This is a genomic window from Duganella levis (assembly GCF_009857605.1).
GTDB lineage: Bacteria > Pseudomonadota > Gammaproteobacteria > Burkholderiales > Burkholderiaceae_D > Rugamonas > Rugamonas levis.
In genome coordinates, this window is sequence record NZ_WWCT01000007.1 from 50,125 (window position 1) to 66,301 (window position 16,177).

General features: G+C 52.1%; 12 protein-coding genes. 5 read left to right on the top strand and 7 right to left on the bottom strand.

Annotated elements, in window-relative coordinates:
• Nucleotides 1–96: 96 nt before the first annotated feature.
• The 3 genes from GTP69_RS11045 to GTP69_RS11055 are packed head-to-tail and all read right to left on the bottom strand — an operon-like array spanning nt 97 to nt 4,435.
• Nucleotides 97–1,341: an ATP-binding protein gene (locus tag GTP69_RS11045; RefSeq protein WP_161054953.1), complete on the bottom strand. Its 1,245-nt coding sequence runs from the start codon at nt 1,339–1,341 to the stop codon at nt 97–99.
• Nucleotides 1,338–3,551: a TnsB C-terminal domain-containing protein gene (locus tag GTP69_RS11050; RefSeq protein ID WP_161054954.1), complete on the bottom strand. Its 2,214-nt coding sequence runs from the start codon at nt 3,549–3,551 to the stop codon at nt 1,338–1,340. The genes GTP69_RS11045 and GTP69_RS11050 overlap by 4 nt, the downstream gene beginning before the upstream one ends.
• Nucleotides 3,539–4,435: a TnsA endonuclease N-terminal domain-containing protein gene (locus tag GTP69_RS11055; RefSeq protein ID WP_161054955.1), complete on the bottom strand. Its 897-nt coding sequence runs from the start codon at nt 4,433–4,435 to the stop codon at nt 3,539–3,541. Before GTP69_RS11055 ends, GTP69_RS11050 begins: the two co-directional genes overlap by 13 nt.
• Before the next feature lie 886 nt (nt 4,436–5,321).
• Between GTP69_RS11055 and GTP69_RS11060 the strand changes: the two genes are divergently transcribed.
• Nucleotides 5,322–6,146 (top strand): hypothetical protein, encoded by an 825-nt coding sequence (locus GTP69_RS11060; RefSeq protein WP_161054956.1) that lies wholly within the window; start codon nt 5,322–5,324, stop codon nt 6,144–6,146.
• 505 nt (nt 6,147–6,651) lie between these two features.
• Here the strand turns inward: GTP69_RS11060 and GTP69_RS11065 are convergent.
• The gene (locus GTP69_RS11065; protein WP_161054957.1) at nt 6,652–8,217 is read right to left on the bottom strand and encodes an integrase; all 1,566 of its coding nucleotides are present in this window, start codon (nt 8,215–8,217) and stop codon (nt 6,652–6,654) included.
• A gap of 342 nt (nt 8,218–8,559) precedes the next feature.
• On the opposite strand from GTP69_RS11065, the gene GTP69_RS11070 reads away from it, so the two are divergent.
• Together GTP69_RS11070 and GTP69_RS11075 are read left to right on the top strand one after the other, a co-directional pair.
• Nucleotides 8,560–9,501 (top strand): abortive infection family protein, encoded by a 942-nt coding sequence (locus GTP69_RS11070; RefSeq protein ID WP_161054958.1) that lies wholly within the window; start codon nt 8,560–8,562, stop codon nt 9,499–9,501.
• A 32-nt stretch (nt 9,502–9,533) separates the two neighbouring features.
• Entirely contained in the window at nt 9,534–10,217 is a 684-nt protein-coding gene (locus GTP69_RS11075; RefSeq protein ID WP_161054959.1) for a competence protein CoiA family protein, read from the top strand.
• Nucleotides 10,218–10,659: 442 nt separating this feature from the next.
• On the opposite strand, the gene GTP69_RS11080 is transcribed toward GTP69_RS11075, so the two are convergent.
• The gene (locus tag GTP69_RS11080) at nt 10,660–10,995 is read right to left on the bottom strand and encodes a hypothetical protein (protein WP_161054960.1); all 336 of its coding nucleotides are present in this window, start codon (nt 10,993–10,995) and stop codon (nt 10,660–10,662) included.
• 215 nt (nt 10,996–11,210) lie between these two features.
• Between GTP69_RS11080 and GTP69_RS11085 the strand changes: the two genes are divergently transcribed.
• Complete coding sequence (locus GTP69_RS11085) at nt 11,211–11,504, top strand: DUF6388 family protein (protein WP_161054961.1); 294 nt, start codon at nt 11,211–11,213, stop codon at nt 11,502–11,504.
• A 24-nt stretch (nt 11,505–11,528) separates the two neighbouring features.
• Here the strand turns inward: GTP69_RS11085 and GTP69_RS11090 are convergent, their stop codons facing one another.
• Complete coding sequence (locus GTP69_RS11090; protein ID WP_161054962.1) at nt 11,529–12,326, bottom strand: SOS response-associated peptidase family protein; 798 nt, start codon at nt 12,324–12,326, stop codon at nt 11,529–11,531.
• A 314-nt stretch (nt 12,327–12,640) separates the two neighbouring features.
• Here GTP69_RS11090 and GTP69_RS11095 point away from each other — a divergent pair, with 314 nt between their 5' ends.
• Nucleotides 12,641–12,946, top strand: coding sequence for a helix-turn-helix domain-containing protein (locus GTP69_RS11095; protein WP_161054963.1), 306 nt, complete (start codon nt 12,641–12,643; stop codon nt 12,944–12,946).
• 57 nt (nt 12,947–13,003) lie between these two features.
• On the opposite strand, the gene GTP69_RS11100 is transcribed toward GTP69_RS11095, so the two are convergent.
• Entirely contained in the window at nt 13,004–16,174 is a 3,171-nt protein-coding gene (locus GTP69_RS11100; protein ID WP_161054964.1) for an error-prone DNA polymerase, read from the bottom strand.
• Between the last annotated feature and the right edge of the window lie 3 nt (nt 16,175–16,177).

The window sequence follows — 16,177 nt, forward strand, 5'->3', positions numbered from 1 at the left end:
GCGAAGTTGTTGAGGGAGATGGTGAGGCGGGAAGAGGCGGACGCAAATCCGATTGAAAGTTATCCGCCTCTGCTCACTTTAGTAAGCTCACATGCTTTAGTTCGGTGTCCAGAAGAAGTTCTCCGTCGCCCTCAGATCGGAGAAATTACGCATCCTCGCTGGATCATTTGAGCGTGCAGCGTCGAGGCCGGACTTTAAGGGCGCTATATATATATCAGCCGCATACTTAAAATCTTCTACCCTGAGCTCATCGCCGCTTCCTCGATCGAAGGCCACTCGGTGTGCCAAGAACCAAAGAGCAATGATCATTCGAACTATTCCTCCAGTTAGTTCCAGAATGAGCGTCGCGAGCGCTTCGCTATACTCAAGTCGTCTCGAAACGTACTGGTAATTAAGCAGGGTCTCCAGCAATGTTTGGTAGAACTCATCCTGGATGGTCCGGTAGGGATTGAGCTGATGCCTCCCAGCGAACATGATTCGTTGAGATGTGGAAAGCCGCGAATTCAAAGCAGAAAAACCGTCTAATGTTCCCGATATCAGTAGCGGGATACCGCCGTTCATGAATCCAAGCAGTGCTCGAAGAGTTTCGTCCTCGACAATAGCAAGATTCGGAATCTCATCGTCACTGGCTTTTTTTGAGCGACGGGTCGCCAGTGTTGGTATCTTGAACAAATTTTGGATCTCATCAAGATGAAGTAAGCCGAGAAAGCTGCTCTTCGCTGCGCGCCTCCAGCGTTCCAACAACTGCCTGCCTGTGGATGTACCAGCCTCTCGTGATAGCACAGAGCTGAACCGGTCTTCACCGCACACTCGATCCATTTCGTACATCAGTCTCGCCGCAAGATCTTTCGCTTTTCCCGACGCAGGTACTTCAACAGAGAGATAGACTAACTGCTTGAAGGGTCTTGAGGATCCCGGAAATTTCTCATGCATTATCGTCTGCTCAAATGAACACAATTTGTGCTGTATGCTCGTGGTTTTACCGGTGCCCGCTGGGCCAGTCATTGAGGCGCTCATTGCTGGTGGCCGCGGGCGCCGGACTGAGTCAGTTTCCTCAGAAATGTGTGCCCATGTTTCCGGAAGACGAGGGTCCAGGGTTCGGTAGTTACCGCGAATAATAAGGTCGATGGCATCACTCAATTGAAGCTCAGTATCAGACGCAATGTGGAGTTCCTGAAGTACCAACATGTGATGTAGTCGTTCGTGACGTGGTATAGCTTCAACGTTCTTCGGCATCGGCGGCAAATACGTTAAGCGGTCCATTGTCTGCTCACGATTTAGCAGTTGTGGCATGCGATCGATCAAAATGTTTTGGTCATACAGTTTGAGTTGAGTGTTCATGATGCCCTCCGTTCGTTTTGTTTGGCGGCCAAAACAGCCTTACGTATCTGCACGTGGTTCGATTGATGCGTTTGAGATTCAGCGAGTGGAGGACTCACCGTTGCTTCGTCCTTTGCCATCTCGGTCTCCATGCTGCGAGCTTCCGATTGCGAAGGCTTATCGCGCATTTGATCCTTGCAGGCAGCGGCGGTTGCGGCGCGGGCTTTGGCCACGAGCGCTTCATTTTCGTCATTTACCTCCATGCGCGTTTGCATAGCATTATGCTTTTCGTCTCGCCGTTTTAGCGACTGATACATCCTCGCATCCTCGACTTCTTCGAAGGTCTGATCTGCCGATGCGGTAGTCTGCTGGCTGAGAGTCAGCTCTAGGCGGCCGGCGCCTTTGATTGTGTCGGGTATCCAGATACGCGACACAGAGCCTGGGTAATGGTGGCAATCGACAGACCATCTCCCGACATTGCGTGCTTCGCCAAGCCATTTTGATGTACTGACCAGTTCAGACTCATATGCGAGATTGTTGAAAAAGATGCCGTTTCTCCGGACTGTAGCCTGACCGGGAACGAGAAGTTTTTCGATAAGCTTTTCTCGGTCAAACTTCCGCTCAGTCCCTATCCCTATTTCGTGCCCCCACCTCCACAGACCTGCTGGTGTCGCAGGAATGTCTTCGGCAATCATATGGGTATCCAAGCGGTGTCTTCGGTCTGCAGTCAGGTTGTATTTTCTGAAGACGTTGTATAAGTAGTGCGTGTACTCGGCAATGGTGAAAATCGCCTTTCGGGGGTCAAACTTTCGCAGTTCGTACTCCTTCCTTCTTGCGTCAATTGCACCTGGCACCCAAAACTGGTGATCCTTTTCAATGCGATGAATTACCTCAACGCAGCCTTTCCAGTCCGGACGATACGGCGCGGCTATACTCAAGTTGTCAATTAGGTCAAACGCTGTTTCCTTCGCTGCGTAACTGAGATATTCGCCTCGGTCGCTGAGTATGATTGCTGGCATGGCCGGACGTGGGTATAGGCTTTCAACCGGCGCAAACTTCCAAAGATCTCCAAACAACCTAGAATCCGCTGTAGCGTTGAAGATTGCTACTTTAGCCATCTCCCAACTTGGCCCTCGTAGGCACACGTAGAAGCCGACAACCGCAGTCGACCATACGTCGACCATGACATACACGATAGGTCTCCCGATATGCCATGCTCTGTTGATGCTGGATCTAAGGTACATGTCCGCAATAGTGGAGTCTATTGCCCATGTGTGGCCGGGGCCGGACACCCCTTTCCAGTTAGTGTTCTTCAAAGGTCGGTGGTGCAGAGCATAATGTCCTGCCGTTGTCTTTTGGCGAATCCGTTCGAGTACTGGAATGTCGACGGTTAATACCCGGCGAACCTGATCTTGATTCGGATACTCACCCATCTCAAGAGGTCGCGGCGTGAGCGTGTTGCCATCATCACGAAAATACCTGCGGAAGCCTTTCATTATGTCGTCGAAGCGTTTGATGAACTGCGGCTTCGGTGAAGGAATCTTGCTATCTTCGATCAAAATTAATTGGCGCCACTCTTCGGTCATCCCCGGCTGCGGTCGTGGTATCGGCTCGCCAGTTCGGATCGCAACTCTCTCAGCGTTTGTCTTTCGTCCGTTCTTTTGCCGTCCCCCAACGCTACAGTGGCGATGGACACCAGGTGCGCCGCAACGATCCATCCGTGAGCGAAGACTGTCGGCGGAAAATCCAAATCGGCAAAGTAAAGCCCAGAGCTTATAGACATTACTTTTGCTCCCCCCATGTTCTCGCAATGTATCTGAAACGAGCGGTGCGATAGAGCCAGTTTCACGGATTGTCCGCATTAATGTGTCGAAATGGAGAAACCTCGCCATCATATTTTTCCGACGCTCCAATATGGCGTCATCCGTTGGCGAGTCTTCGAAATTTTCCCGGGCGAGTTCAATAGTGGACAACAGACCAAGTCTCTTCAGCTCGGCCAACTCAGAATGTTCAAACCACTGTAATTTCCCAGTGAGCGTGAGTCCTCGCCGGCGCATTGTTGGGCCTGCGCTCTCCGATGTTTCCAGATCGTTGTCGCTTGAACCGATGTGGGCATCAAGACGCACAACGCCGGCAAGACGCCCAGCTATATCATTGACGACGACGCGGTATATCCCAGCCAGGTCTCCGTCCTCTATCTGGAACGTCTGGTTATGGCTCAAACCTTCCATGCTGACCTCCCAGACACGATTGGGTTGTGAGCTAAAAATTCTTCACTGGTGACGCGGATGAATGGATCCGATGGACGCCAGCCGCGCCGCAAATCGAACAATAATTTCCCCTTCCATATGCCATGCCACAATGCTGTTCTTATGCCTTCGCGATCATTTCCTTCTGAAGCGGCATACCGCAGAATCTTAGTGAGATTAGCGCCATCAAATTCCAATTCATGTTCAGTTAGCCAATTCAGTAGGGCTTGGTCGCAAGTCTCGCTCCAGGCCCAGCTGAAGGTACCTTTAAGAGCGTCAGCAACGAGTGCATCGTACTGGTCTGGCGTGATTAGGAGCCAGCAAACTCTGCGGCGTTGCCAGTACTCACGCTCAATATTCAATAGCTGCCATGACCGTGAACCTTCCGTAGGCAAACTCGGTTTAACTGACACCGCCAACAAACTCCATTTGCCGTGCGCGTCCTTTAGCGTCAAGAGTAGGTCTGTTGTCATAACCCACTCCGCACTTACCCCAGGGGAGCCATAAACAACGGGATGTTTTACATCAAGCTGTTTGCAAATTTCCAAAGTGCCTGGGAAGTCGAGATCAGCGTACCCCACCTGATACTTGTTGAGTTCGTGGCCTCTATATTCGATGCTAAGCGGGAATTGCTCCCGGATATCCGTGACGTCTGGGTGCATTGTGGAGAAGAAAAATGCTACAAGTTCCAAGTCAGAAAGGAGCTCACGATGTCGATCGCCCCATTTCAGGAGATGCGATCGACCTCTGCTGGAAGGATCTGCGCGCGACACGCGGTGCCATGGTGTGTAATCGGTGTAGGTACCTGTGCCGCGCCCTAATCTTGCAAATCGATCTAAAACGCTTAAAGTAAATCTGAGTCCCATGAAGTTCTCCTATCTCGCGTAAGTACGTGACGCCCCGCCTCGAAGTCAGCTCTATGAACTTCGCGACGTAAAGCGAGCCCGCGCCTGGCCGAAGTCAGACGTAGCGTTCGTTGACAATAAAAGGGAGAAGGAAGATACTGGGTGCGTAGTGTTACCCAAGTAGTCTAAAGCCCCGTAGAGTTCCCGCTCTCGGGGTTTTTCTTTTCCCGTCGCTTTTGCGTTTTCCTGACGTCTATGTCATACGTCCTCCATACCTAGAGTTTGCTTTACTCGATGATGTGCTGCTGAACAGCACGTTCCCGTTGTCGTGCGATCCACCGCGCTACATCCTTTGTCAACGCGAACCGCCCCTTCCTTCTCTCAATCGGAAAGATTGGAATTGGCGCGGTCCCTCTCAAGACTGCTTGTCTGAGGGCTGCACTGGAACAGTAACCCAGCGCAGCGCAAAGGCTACAGCCCGTCATTAGCGGGCCGTGCAGGAGCGTGAGCTCGCGTTCGAGTTCCAGTATGAGTAGTTCGCTTGTATCCGGCATGGTCAATATCTTTGAAGACATGGGTGGCCTGATGATTTATCCGATGCCGCGCCATTCGGCTTCAGCATGCTTTTTCCGCAGAAAGCTTGCTTCCACGTTTGCTGTATTCAAGGTAGTCGCATTCAGTCGCGCGTGTATGTTTAGAAGATATACCCAAGTTGGTATATTAATCAAATGGATTGATAAATGTAACCCATACATTACGGCTAAAGTCGTAGGTTTTTTCTATGTTGCGCAGAGAATTTCCATCCTCTGATAAGTGAATTTTCGTTCTCAGCCAGCTTAAATATCATCGAGATTTATAGTTTTAGTGGCGCGAATCAGTTCTGTTAGCATAAACTGACGATTTTTCGATGAATAAACAACGGAAAGCGAAGCGCGATGAAATGGTTGACCCAGTTCGTACAATCTACTGGTTTCAACTCATAGCACGGGCGATCGGATCTGCACGTCCAACCAAAGTTGAGCGTACTGTTTTGAATACGATCAACAACCAAGGTGAAAAAAACGGTAGTCGGTTTGCCACCTACGCCCACGGCTTCCGCGTGCCTCAAAGGGCGTTGATCCAACTTGCAGACAAGCTCAGTCCAGAGTCCACTTACGTCATCGACCACGTGCTATGGGTGGCTCTTCGCCCTAGCAGCGATTTCCAGGATCTAGCTGCGCGGTTGGTCGGAAAGTTAGATACAGAAGTTCAATTCGCAATAAAAAATCCTAATAATCAAACTCAAATACAAGAACGGGAGAGCACACACAGAATGTTGTTACGAAGATTTGGACTCGATAGTCTCGCAGCCCTCGTAATACTATTCATGCTTAATTGCTCTGGAATAAAGTGCCATTCCGATCCAAATATTTCTCTTGATGAAACTGCAGCGAAATTAAAACTATCAATATTCTATATATTGATATTAATGGGGCCAGACATTCCGGAATCCGTTAGGCCGATCATTTTTAACCTTTTTATTGAAAGGGTTTTCAAAATCGACTTAGGCGGTCATTCCCCCAATATTAATTGGGAGGATTTTGATTACTCCATTAGATGCGTCCATATTCGAAACGAATTGGCCAATCTTGGAATAGTCGTGACTGCTTCCCGTCCTTTGAGCAGGGAGGACCTTCGCATACTGTACGATGGATTTCTAGAGTCGTTATGGAAGTGGCCACCGATAGAATGAGCGTCATCATCGGGGGCACTTCTTTCCGCCTACGCGCGAGGTGGTGGTGGCGCCCCGTGGTAGATCGGAGCGCTTGGTTATTGCTGCCAAGACACGTCACCGTCATCTGTGATCGTCAAAAGCGTCCCGTATTTTTAGATTTTTCTGGGGCTGAAACTAGAGCTGTTTGATGATAAGACGCACTTGAAAACGCCCATCATCAACCTCATGTCAGTGTAAATCTTTAAAGATTTACACCAATTTTGTGTCATCTGCTCCAAGGGAAATCAGTGTAAATCTTTAAAGATTTACATCGAGTTTGTGCCATTTTCTTCATGGGGAAAGTAACGACACGCCCCTGATATTCCTTCGGACGAGCTCTTGGGCTTCGCACAGTAGATGCGGCACTTAGTCTTGCTTTGGCAATCTGCAAATGCTGCTATTCGTCGCCATAGTTGCGAGGAGAATCATCGCCTGCGGCGATCTTCAAGCTCTTCGTTGAGAAAGTTTTTCGTTCAGTTCCAGATCAGTTAATTTCCAAAAGATCGACGCAATCGAGAACGTTTTCGCGCGACGCTAGAGCAATTCCAAGATTTGCCTTCGCAACCAGCTCCATCGGTTTAAGGTTCTGCACGTAATGACCATGCGTAATGCGATCCATGCCAGCGCCCGCCAGTTTGGCTACCGTCCGTAAGCTCGCCTCCAAAGCGACGCTATCAAGGCGCCCTCCGTGGAGTATCAGGTTACGCTGGCGATAGAGCCGGTGGAAGGATTCACCGATAGCATCCCTGATGGTCTTCAATTCAGGGCCAGGGTTGCCGAGTAGCTTTCTGAGGCGGTCAACTGCTGCTTCATCCGTAACCGAGGGCATCCGTGGCAATGCGCCATCGATAATGAGCTGGGCCAAAATGCGGCATCGGTCGCGGTTGGTCTCAGCATTGACGATATCGCTACAGACCTGAGGATGGGCGCCCTGCGCCTTATACGACAAAGCCGTCAGTTCCGCGCGTGGAAAAGAACAGGTGACCAGAGTCGCAAGATTATCTGCGGCAGACGCCCGGTCGCTTGGGTCCGCCAGCAGTCCTTCAATCGCACCCCAGCCGCCCGCGATCGCGGCCGGCGGGGAACTTCCCTCCAGATGCGCCAAGAGTTCCAGTGCGGCATCAACGCTGTGACTGGCGTCTGGAGAAAATACGCGGTCCTCGCGGAACAATTCTTTAACTCCGACGCCGCGAGCATCTTCCTTGAGAGATGCTGGAGCTATAGCTCCTTTGACCCACAGCCAAGGCACTCGGTTTAAAGGCTCGGCCATTGCAATTAACGAACGTGCAGCATAGCGGTCTGATTCGCTGCGTGCGGCCTGCGCGGCGCCAAATACGTCGCGGGCCTGGACCTTCAAAATGAGCGCGGCCTGCGCGCGCACGCCCGCGATGTCAAATCCGTTTTCCTTCAGCCAAGCGGTGATTGCTGGGCCTTGCAGCCAGCTCTGCGGCAGTCCATTGGGGAACTTCGGGATAGTCACGAATGCCAGGAGTACCTCAAACTCTCGGCGTGGATTTGCATTCACTTCATTCTGTAGCTCGTCGCATAGCTGAGGCAGCGTGATCGGTGCCGCCGCTTTCAAGCGACTCTTTACGAAGTTGTGCAGATAGGCACCGGAAAAGCCGGCGTCCAGCAGATGGGCTGCAACGCTGCGACCAAAGTGTTCTGGTGTAAATCGATTTGCGGTAACGCATTGGCCCCATCTCGCCAAGTAGTCAGCGGCGACTCTTCTTGAGAGGTCGCGAATGCCAAAATGCGAGGCCCCTTCGGCGCGAGGCACCTGCTGCACCTGTTCACGCAGGAATGCTTTTTCTTGATCTGTGAATGCAGGGTGTGCACCGACGCGCCGCTGGAGTGAGGATGCCATGCGTCTAACCGCTCCGTCACTTAGGTGCCCCTGTCTCATGGCAACGCAAGCCTCGAACAGCTCCTCCATCGCCAGGATCACGCCTATTCCCCAGAGCGAGCGGTGCCAAGGACGGGACGGAGACAAGAATTCCAGCAGCCTCACTACTGCGATGTTTTCACGCTGATTGACAAATTGAAGCATAACGCGTATATTATTTTCCGTGTGTTGACTAAATGTTGACCAACCGTCTAAGCGGGGCGCGACCCGGCCGGATAAGGTAGCCTAGCTACTAATTCCTAATGGCTCAAGCCCCCATCTATTGAAGGCCCTGCGTTGCAGGGCCTTTTGCTTTTCCGACGCCTCTCGGCGGACACTTGTATCGCGCCTTCGCGCGCGCTTGTTCTTCGGTGGCCATTAGCCGCTTGTAACAGGTTGAGGTTTGGTGTCAGAATATCTTTGCATAAACGATATGTCATTAAGGCCATGTTCGTCTAGTGGCAAATCGTTCCGCAGCATCCCAAGTCTTTTCCGAAATGGAGTTCCATGAGCACACCACTCGACCGTTTGCGCCAAAAAACTGAAGTCCTGAAGTCGAAGCGCAGCGTGCTCTCGACCCATCTGTTTGATTTGGAAAAAAGTTTGGCAGAGCTTTTCGACGGACTTGATATCAGAGCTCACACGCCCGACGTAACACTTGAGGAATATGCATTTGACGAGCGCACTTATGGCTATCTGTCCTTTTCAGATAGCACTCTGAGGGTCGCGTATCGAACTACAGAGCAGGATCGTGAGGAGGCGATGTATGGAGTACCAGAAGAGGAGCAAGGGTATAGCGTGCGCGCCCTCGCCAAAACATCGTCAGAATGGCTTGAAAAGCTGGCTACACCTGAAAACATCGCCACTCTTACCTCTCGCCTTGAACTAGCGCTCGACACACTGATAGCATCTACCGATTCCTCGATTTCGGCACTGACAAGAGTGTTTGAGTTTCAAACGGTCCAGGTGCATACCGACGCTGTTGAAACGCTGCAGTCCTTCGATTCAAACCTAGTTAAAGCCTGGAAGGAAGCGCACACTCAGATTACGGTCGCCCCGGCTGAATCGATCACAAAGAGCAGCAGTTACGTTGAGTCGATTTGTAAGCATATTTTGGTCGGGCTTGGTACGCCAATGCCGACGAAACAAGTTATGACTTCTCTTATTGGCGAGTGCGAAAAAGCGCTGGGGCTGTCAGAAGACAAACAAGCCGATCTTGACTTGAAGTCGGTAGTTGGCGGCATCAAGAGTATTTGCCAAGGTATTGGTGCGCTGCGGACGCATTTTGGAACTGCACATGGGAAGGAGCCCGGTGCTTATTTGATCAACGAGCACTACGCGCGGCTGATCAACACCTCTGCTGCTGCAGTAAGCGTGTTTTTGGTTCAGCGATATCACGCCAAGCGCCTGAGCAGCAATTCCCAGTCGACTGGCGTTTCGGCCAGCTAGACTTAGACGCCATTCATTGACTGGAGAAGGCAATGTTCTATGCATGGATTGGTGGTGCTTATCGGCAGCCAATCATTACAGGAGAACGCACAATTTGCAATTGCTGCGAGGGCGATTTGCTCGCCGTTGTACCTCACGATAACCGCGCTCATTGGAGGCACAAGGCGGGTGACTGTGACCCTTGGAGCGAGCCCGAGGGTGAGTGGCATTTGGCTTGGAAAGAGAAATTTCCGTTACACTCGCGCGAGGTGCCGATGATCGACCAAACGACGCAAGAACGCCACCGGGCGGATGTTTTTCTGCAGCTACCTGGTTGCGTAGGTACGACTATCGAACTGCAGCACTCTGCCATTTCTGAAAAAGAGCGCGACGCGCGCGAAGTGTTTTATTCAGCGCGGGGCCGAATGTTCTGGCTCATTCACATCCATAGTGAAACGAATTTCAACGCAATCTCGTTCCGGTGTTCATATAGTACGGAGTCGCCGTTCCAGTTCGGTGGATCCACTTTCTATTCGATGAGCTGGTATGGCCGCAGCAAGCAATTTATTGAGAAATGGAAGCGCTCTCGGACACATGTGTACTTCAACATCGACGGACACATTTTTTATCTTGCAACGATGGCGGTTTGTACCGCAGTGGTTCAAACGCAGCGGAAGGGTGAGTTTGCACTTTGCCACGTCACGGAGCAACAATTTCTCAAATCCGCCGGCGTATGAGTCTGGGTCTGCCGTGCAGATCTTGAGCCTCTCTGTAAGTTGGGGCTACCAGCCTAAATTGTAGTGATCACGACTTGATGTGACATTGGGTGTCAGATGAGTTGGAGTGTAAACTTTTTTCAACCTAGGTCATTGATCACTACCAGTGAGCAATCATGAACAATCGTGGACTGAAACGCCGACGCATCCTTTACCGTAGGGCAAAGGCACAGCGAACGATGCCCGCACGTTTGATTCTTACGCCTGAAGACACAGAATGGCTAAACATGTCACCGGTTGGACGGGAGTTTGGTAGCCCAGCGTTTGAAAATACACGATGCCAGTGACAAGCCTGATTGAGCAAGCCTGGATAGCGTCTCATACAGAATTGCTACTCATCTGACAGTTCCAGTCAGGTTCGATCTGAGCCACTACACCTAAACCACACATAGACCGGTCGCGATTACTGCTGGCTAGCGCGTCCCGAATTACGAAGTGTCTCCTTCATGTCCTGAATGCAAAACTGTTCACCGGCGCTTTCTGCCATGCCCTCGCTCGCGACTGAAGATTTTGGCGAATAAATTTCTTCGATGATTCGCGCGTGGAGAGAGTTGTTTGCTTTAGGCTTTTTCTCCCCGGATGACTTCAACATATAGACACCTTTCGCGATGGGGCGCCAATTTTTGCAAGTCGCCCCAATTTGCGCTGCCTGCTGTGCGTTCGGTCGAAAATCCTCCGCATGAGCAGCATTGAAAATCGTGGCCATTGTGACCGGGATCAGGATTGAAACTAGGCGCATTTTTCTTCACTTTCTTGTTAGGTGCTGGCGTGCATCAACTTAGGAATCGATCAGCGCAGCATGTACGGGTCACTATGATAAGCTAGCTCTGGTACCTCTTCGGATGGATCGCGACCCCTTGGTGGAAAATCTCTTCTCAAAAGGCATTTCCGTGGATATCGCATGCACCGATGATGGCAATGTATAAATGGCCCTGTTGATTTGATGAGCAAAGCATGACGAAATTTACCGACGCACAGATGGAGAAGGCGTATGCCCGTTTTCTGGAATCGCACCCATCGAGCAAAGATAGAATCGATAGTTTGGAGCAAGGTGAAGCAGATGCATTGGGCATCACCATGAATGAGCTGCGCAGTACTGAAATTATGCGTGACGTCCGGGCTATTGCTAAATCGCGGGGCATCGATTCGAACGAATTCTTCTGGATGTTCGTTGCAGACACGCGGGAAGAATATGATGAAATGATTGCGAAAAGTACCCAGGCGATGAAGGCTGCACTCGGAATCTAGCCCACTCTGATCTGCAGCTAGCGTCTAGAACAGGGACACCTGTTTGAAGACTGGGGATTCTGTATCTCCGCTATCATCAACTTCCTCATGAGAGCTTTCTTCTTTTGGTGCCGCAAAAGAAGAAAGCTCTTCAGCGGGCAATAACTCGATCAGAGCGCGTGCAAACTCCGGGTTTTTCGATCCGAGCCAATCATCATAGTGCTCTCGCCGGAGGATCGCTACGCCACGCTTTTCTTCACCAGGGCGATGGAATCTTCGAAGCAGTGGATGATGATCGGCATTCAAGGTGAAATGCGTAAAGGCGTTTGTGATCGAGCCGTCTTCCTCCTGCCAAGTCCGCCACATGCCTGGCAATCCGATGGGCTCTTTTGAACCAAGCTCGATTGCCCAGCGTTCGTGTGCTCCAGTTTCCCAATTCGGCTCAAAGACATTCAAAGCCGGCACAATGCAAAGCTGCTGAGCTAGCCAGAAGCGCTTGTAGTTAAGCTTGCTGCCGACTTCTTCGGCCCGGGCATTCATCGTATCCATTCTGATGCGTTTTGGCTTGGGTAAGGGCTTGCCCATCTCCATCGCTCGCTGCACAGCGCGATCGAACTTTTCTTGTTCCTCTTTAGTTAGCTTTTTAAGCGGTCTGTGTCGCTGGGGGACGAATCCGTACGAGCCGACCAGTGCCTTGCGCTGCCCCTGGTCGTCGTGGATGATGAATGGCGCCTTGCGATCCTTGTAGATGTCATTCTCGCGCCAGTCCTGATCCTCCTCAATAGGCGTGCGAAACCAGTCGAAACATATCTGCCGGCTGACCGTGATGTAGTTGACGCACACAGAGAGTCTCCTTTTCAACAATGTTTGATTGAGCCGCGATTTATCGACGGCGGCATATAGTCTTATCGACGACTCGCCGTGAGGTCACCGTCGCTCCCCCCTGAGAAACCTTCTATAGGCAATTTTAGTTGCTCAGGTCGATCTCCGGAAAAGAAGTACCGTTTAAAGCGCTCCCCAGCTCCTCTGGAGAAACCAACTGGCAAAATAAATGCGGCGTCGCTAAGGGTGCATAGATACACCATACGTTGATCGAATGGTGTATCTAAGCGACATCGGTGATAGCATAATGATTACCTGTCTTGGAATGATGAGTCATGCGACACAACCAAACCTTTAATTCTTTTGATGTTCAAAATGCAGCTCAGCGACTTGGCGAGCGTATTCGCGCGGCGAGACAAGCACAGAAACGCACGTTGGTCGATCTTGAGAAAACATGCCGCGTTCACCGGCAAACGCTCGCACGCCTTGAGCGCGGCGATCCCGGTGTTTCCCTCGGCGTTTTCTTGAGTGTGCTTGAGGCGTTGCGGGAACTGTCCAGTATCGAGTTGCTCGTCAGCCAGCCAGATACGCCCGTGCATATGCGGTCGGAATTCCAGGTGCCTCTTGAGCGAAATTTCTGATGGTAATCGAGCTTTGTAGTTTAAGCTGTTTTTGCAATCAAACGGAGCAAGACAACGCTATTGAAAATTCCGAGATTTTGTCGGAATCTCTCCAAGCATCTTGCTCAGGTCAACAAGACGCTTTGCGACCAGATGGGTGACGCCGCTATCGCTCTGCCAGATACCATACACGCCAAGTAGTTCGGCACCCATCACCTCTCGTCGGAACTCGTCAACAATACTGGACCAGCAAATCACGTTCACTGTACCTGCCTCGTCTTCAAGCGTGATGAATACCACTCCCTTGGCGGTGCCCGGTCGCTGCCTTACCGTTACGATACCGCAGCCGCGCGCAAGCTGGCCATTCTGGTAGTGGGCAAGCACATCGCTCGGCACGAAGCGCATGCCAGATAGCTTTTCACGCAGGAACGAGAGAGGATGGCTGCGTAGTGTCAGACCGAGATGCTTGTAGTCGGTTACAACGTCCTCTGCCTCCGTTGGCGCCTCCAGCTCTACGAGCTCTTCCGCAATTTCAGCCCGTCGCAGCAGACCTTTGTCCGGCACACTCGCTTTCGCTTGCCACATAGCTTGGCGTCGGTTTCCCGACAACGAACTAAGTGCGCCACTGCGCGCGAGCGCATTCATGTCGCCAGCATCCAACGTCGCTCTTGCCGCAAGGTCTGTAGCGCTAGACAGTGGCTTTATCGCGCGCGCCTCTTCAATGCGCCACGCCGCATCCTGCTTGAGCCCTTTGACGTTATTCAAGCCCAGCCGCACCGCAGGCTGTGTGCCTTGTGTTGCCGTTTCAAGAGACGCTTCCCAGTTACTGATGCTCACATCAACGGGGCGTACTTCAACCCCATTTCTCCTGGCATCCTGGACTAGCGATGAGCGCGAGTAGAAACCCATCGGTTGGCTGTTAAGGAGTGCCGCAAGAAATGCCGATGGCTCGTGCCGCTTCAACCAGCACGAGGCATACGCCAGAAGCGCAAAGCTGTGCGCATGAGACTCCGGAAAACCGTACGACGCAAAACCTTTCAGTTGCCCGATTATGCCTTTCGCGAAGTTTTCGTCGTATCCTCGCTCCAGCATTCCTGAGAGCAGGTCATCTTCGAACTGCGCCAGGTTTCCCTTGCGCTGCCATGCCGCCATCGCGCGGCGTAATGCATCGGCTTTGCCGGCGGAAAAGCCGGCAGCGACCATTGCGATACTCATCACTTGCTCCTGGAAGATTGGCACACCAAGGGTGCGTTCGAGAACGCCCTGGATTTCCGGGCTTGGGTAAGTGACTGCGTCCAGACCTTGGCGCCGCCGTATGTAAGGCTGAATCATGCCACCTTGAATCGGTCCTGGGCGAATAATGGCAACCTCAATGACCAGGTCATAAAATGTCCGAGGTTTCATTCGAGGTAGCATCGACATCTGAGCCCTCGATTCGATTTGGAAGACCCCCATCGTTTCGCCCTTACATACCATGTCGTAGGTGGCTTGGTCCTCCGCAGGGATATCGCCAAGTTCGAATCTCGAACCACGCTGCTGTGATACGAGATCCAATGTGCGGCGAATGCATGACAGCATCCCTAACGCCAAGAGATCAATCTTCAGCAAGCCGACTGCGTCAAGGTCGTTCTTGTCCCATTGAACCACTGTGCGATCATCCATCGCTGCCGGCTCGATAGGTACAAGCCGAGACAATTTGGTGTGCGATATCACGAAGCCACCAGGATGCTGAGAAAGGTGTCGGGGCGCTCCCATCAGCGCATCGGCAAGGCTATTCCACTTCTCTGCGATTGCTGATTCAGGATCGAAGCCGCAATGGAGCATGCGGCTGAACAAATCCGCCCGGCCACCCCAGGAGTTGCTGGCGCCGGCAATTTTCTCCACTATGCTGAGATCCACGCCGAGTGCCTTACCAACATCACGCAAGACCGACTTGGGACGATAGGAGATTACGACCGCAGTGAGTGCGGCACGCATCCTGCCGTATTTTTGATACACATATTGAAGCACTTCCTCGCGGCGCTGATGTTCGAAGTCAATGTCGATGTCCGGCGGCTCATTGCGCTCCCTTGACATGAACCTTTCGAACAAGAGTGTGCCGCGCGAGGGATCCACTTCCGTGACGCCGAGGCAGTAACAAACGGCACTGTTAGCAGCCGAGCCGCGGCCCTGACAAAGTATTTGTTTGCCTCGCGCGAACCGCACAATATCGAATACCGTCAGAAAATACGACTCATACTGAAGGTCGGCAATGATGTCGAGTTCATGTTCAAGTTGTGCTTGCACGTTTGCAGGGACTCCTTGCGGAAATCGCCAGTGGGCCCCGATATAGGCTTCACTGCGCAGATAGCTAATTGGCGTCTCGCCTTGGGGTACCAGCTCATGCGGGTATTCATAACGCAATTCGTCGAGCGAGAAGCTGCACATGTTAGCTAAACGTACAGTTTCTCCTAATGCCGCTCTTGGATAAAGATTGGCCAGACGCAAGCGCGAACGCATATGCTGCTCGGCGTTGGGTGGTAGCTTAAAGCCGCACTGCGAAACCGGGACGCTATGCCTGATTGCCGTCACCGTGTCGTGAAGCGGCTTATAGGACCTGACATGCATGACCACATCGCCGGTGGCGACGACCGGCATACTGAATTCGTCGGAGATCTCTTGAACAAGCTGACGATGCGCCGCATCCTTGTTGCGGTAGTGAAGTGCCAACGCGATACGCGCACGTCCTGGTGCACACTGCACAAGCCATGCGGCCTGCTGCTCCACGTCTTCATAGTTGGCGCAGTACTTCGGCACCAGAATGAATTGGCAATCAGGCAGGCCACGCAAATGCACCAGGTCGCCAACCGGTGTAGCGATGTCACGAGGACGCAGGAGGTACGAGCCTTTCTCGGCACGCATGCGGCCAACCGTAATGAGCTCGCTCAGGTTCCCGTAGCCGTTCTTGTTCATGGCCAGAATGATGAGGCGAAACGACGGGCTTCCCCCTTCTGGCGTGACTTCGACCTGACTACCGATCAGAAGCGGGAGACCGATCTCCTTAGCGGCGAGGTGAGCACGAACAACGCCGGCAAGCGAACACTCATCCGTGATCGCCAGCGCACTGTAACCAAGAAAATATGCGCGCTCCACAAGCTGCTCGGGCGCAGAGGCTCCGGTAAGAAAAGAAAAATGAGTCAGGCACTGCAGCTCTGCGTACTCAGGTAAAGATGCCGTTTGCGGCGGTATTGAGGATTGAGACTGAGACATAGG

Coding starts and splice junctions, on each gene's coding strand:
- GTP69_RS11075 (WP_161054959.1), top strand. CDS start 9,534: ATGTTCTATGCATGGATTGGTGGTGCTTATCGGCAGCCAATCATTACA.
- GTP69_RS11045 (WP_161054953.1), bottom strand. CDS start 1,341: ATGAACACTCAACTCAAACTGTATGACCAAAACATTTTGATCGATCGC.
- GTP69_RS11085 (WP_161054961.1), top strand. CDS start 11,211: ATGACGAAATTTACCGACGCACAGATGGAGAAGGCGTATGCCCGTTTT.
- GTP69_RS11050 (WP_161054954.1), bottom strand. CDS start 3,551: ATGGAAGGTTTGAGCCATAACCAGACGTTCCAGATAGAGGACGGAGAC.
- GTP69_RS11055 (WP_161054955.1), bottom strand. CDS start 4,435: ATGGGACTCAGATTTACTTTAAGCGTTTTAGATCGATTTGCAAGATTA.
- GTP69_RS11100 (WP_161054964.1), bottom strand. CDS start 16,174: ATGTCTCAGTCTCAATCCTCAATACCGCCGCAAACGGCATCTTTACCT.
- GTP69_RS11080 (WP_161054960.1), bottom strand. CDS start 10,995: ATGCGCCTAGTTTCAATCCTGATCCCGGTCACAATGGCCACGATTTTC.
- GTP69_RS11095 (WP_161054963.1), top strand. CDS start 12,641: ATGCGACACAACCAAACCTTTAATTCTTTTGATGTTCAAAATGCAGCT.
- GTP69_RS11060 (WP_161054956.1), top strand. CDS start 5,322: ATGAATAAACAACGGAAAGCGAAGCGCGATGAAATGGTTGACCCAGTT.
- GTP69_RS11070 (WP_161054958.1), top strand. CDS start 8,560: ATGAGCACACCACTCGACCGTTTGCGCCAAAAAACTGAAGTCCTGAAG.
- GTP69_RS11065 (WP_161054957.1), bottom strand. CDS start 8,217: ATGCTTCAATTTGTCAATCAGCGTGAAAACATCGCAGTAGTGAGGCTG.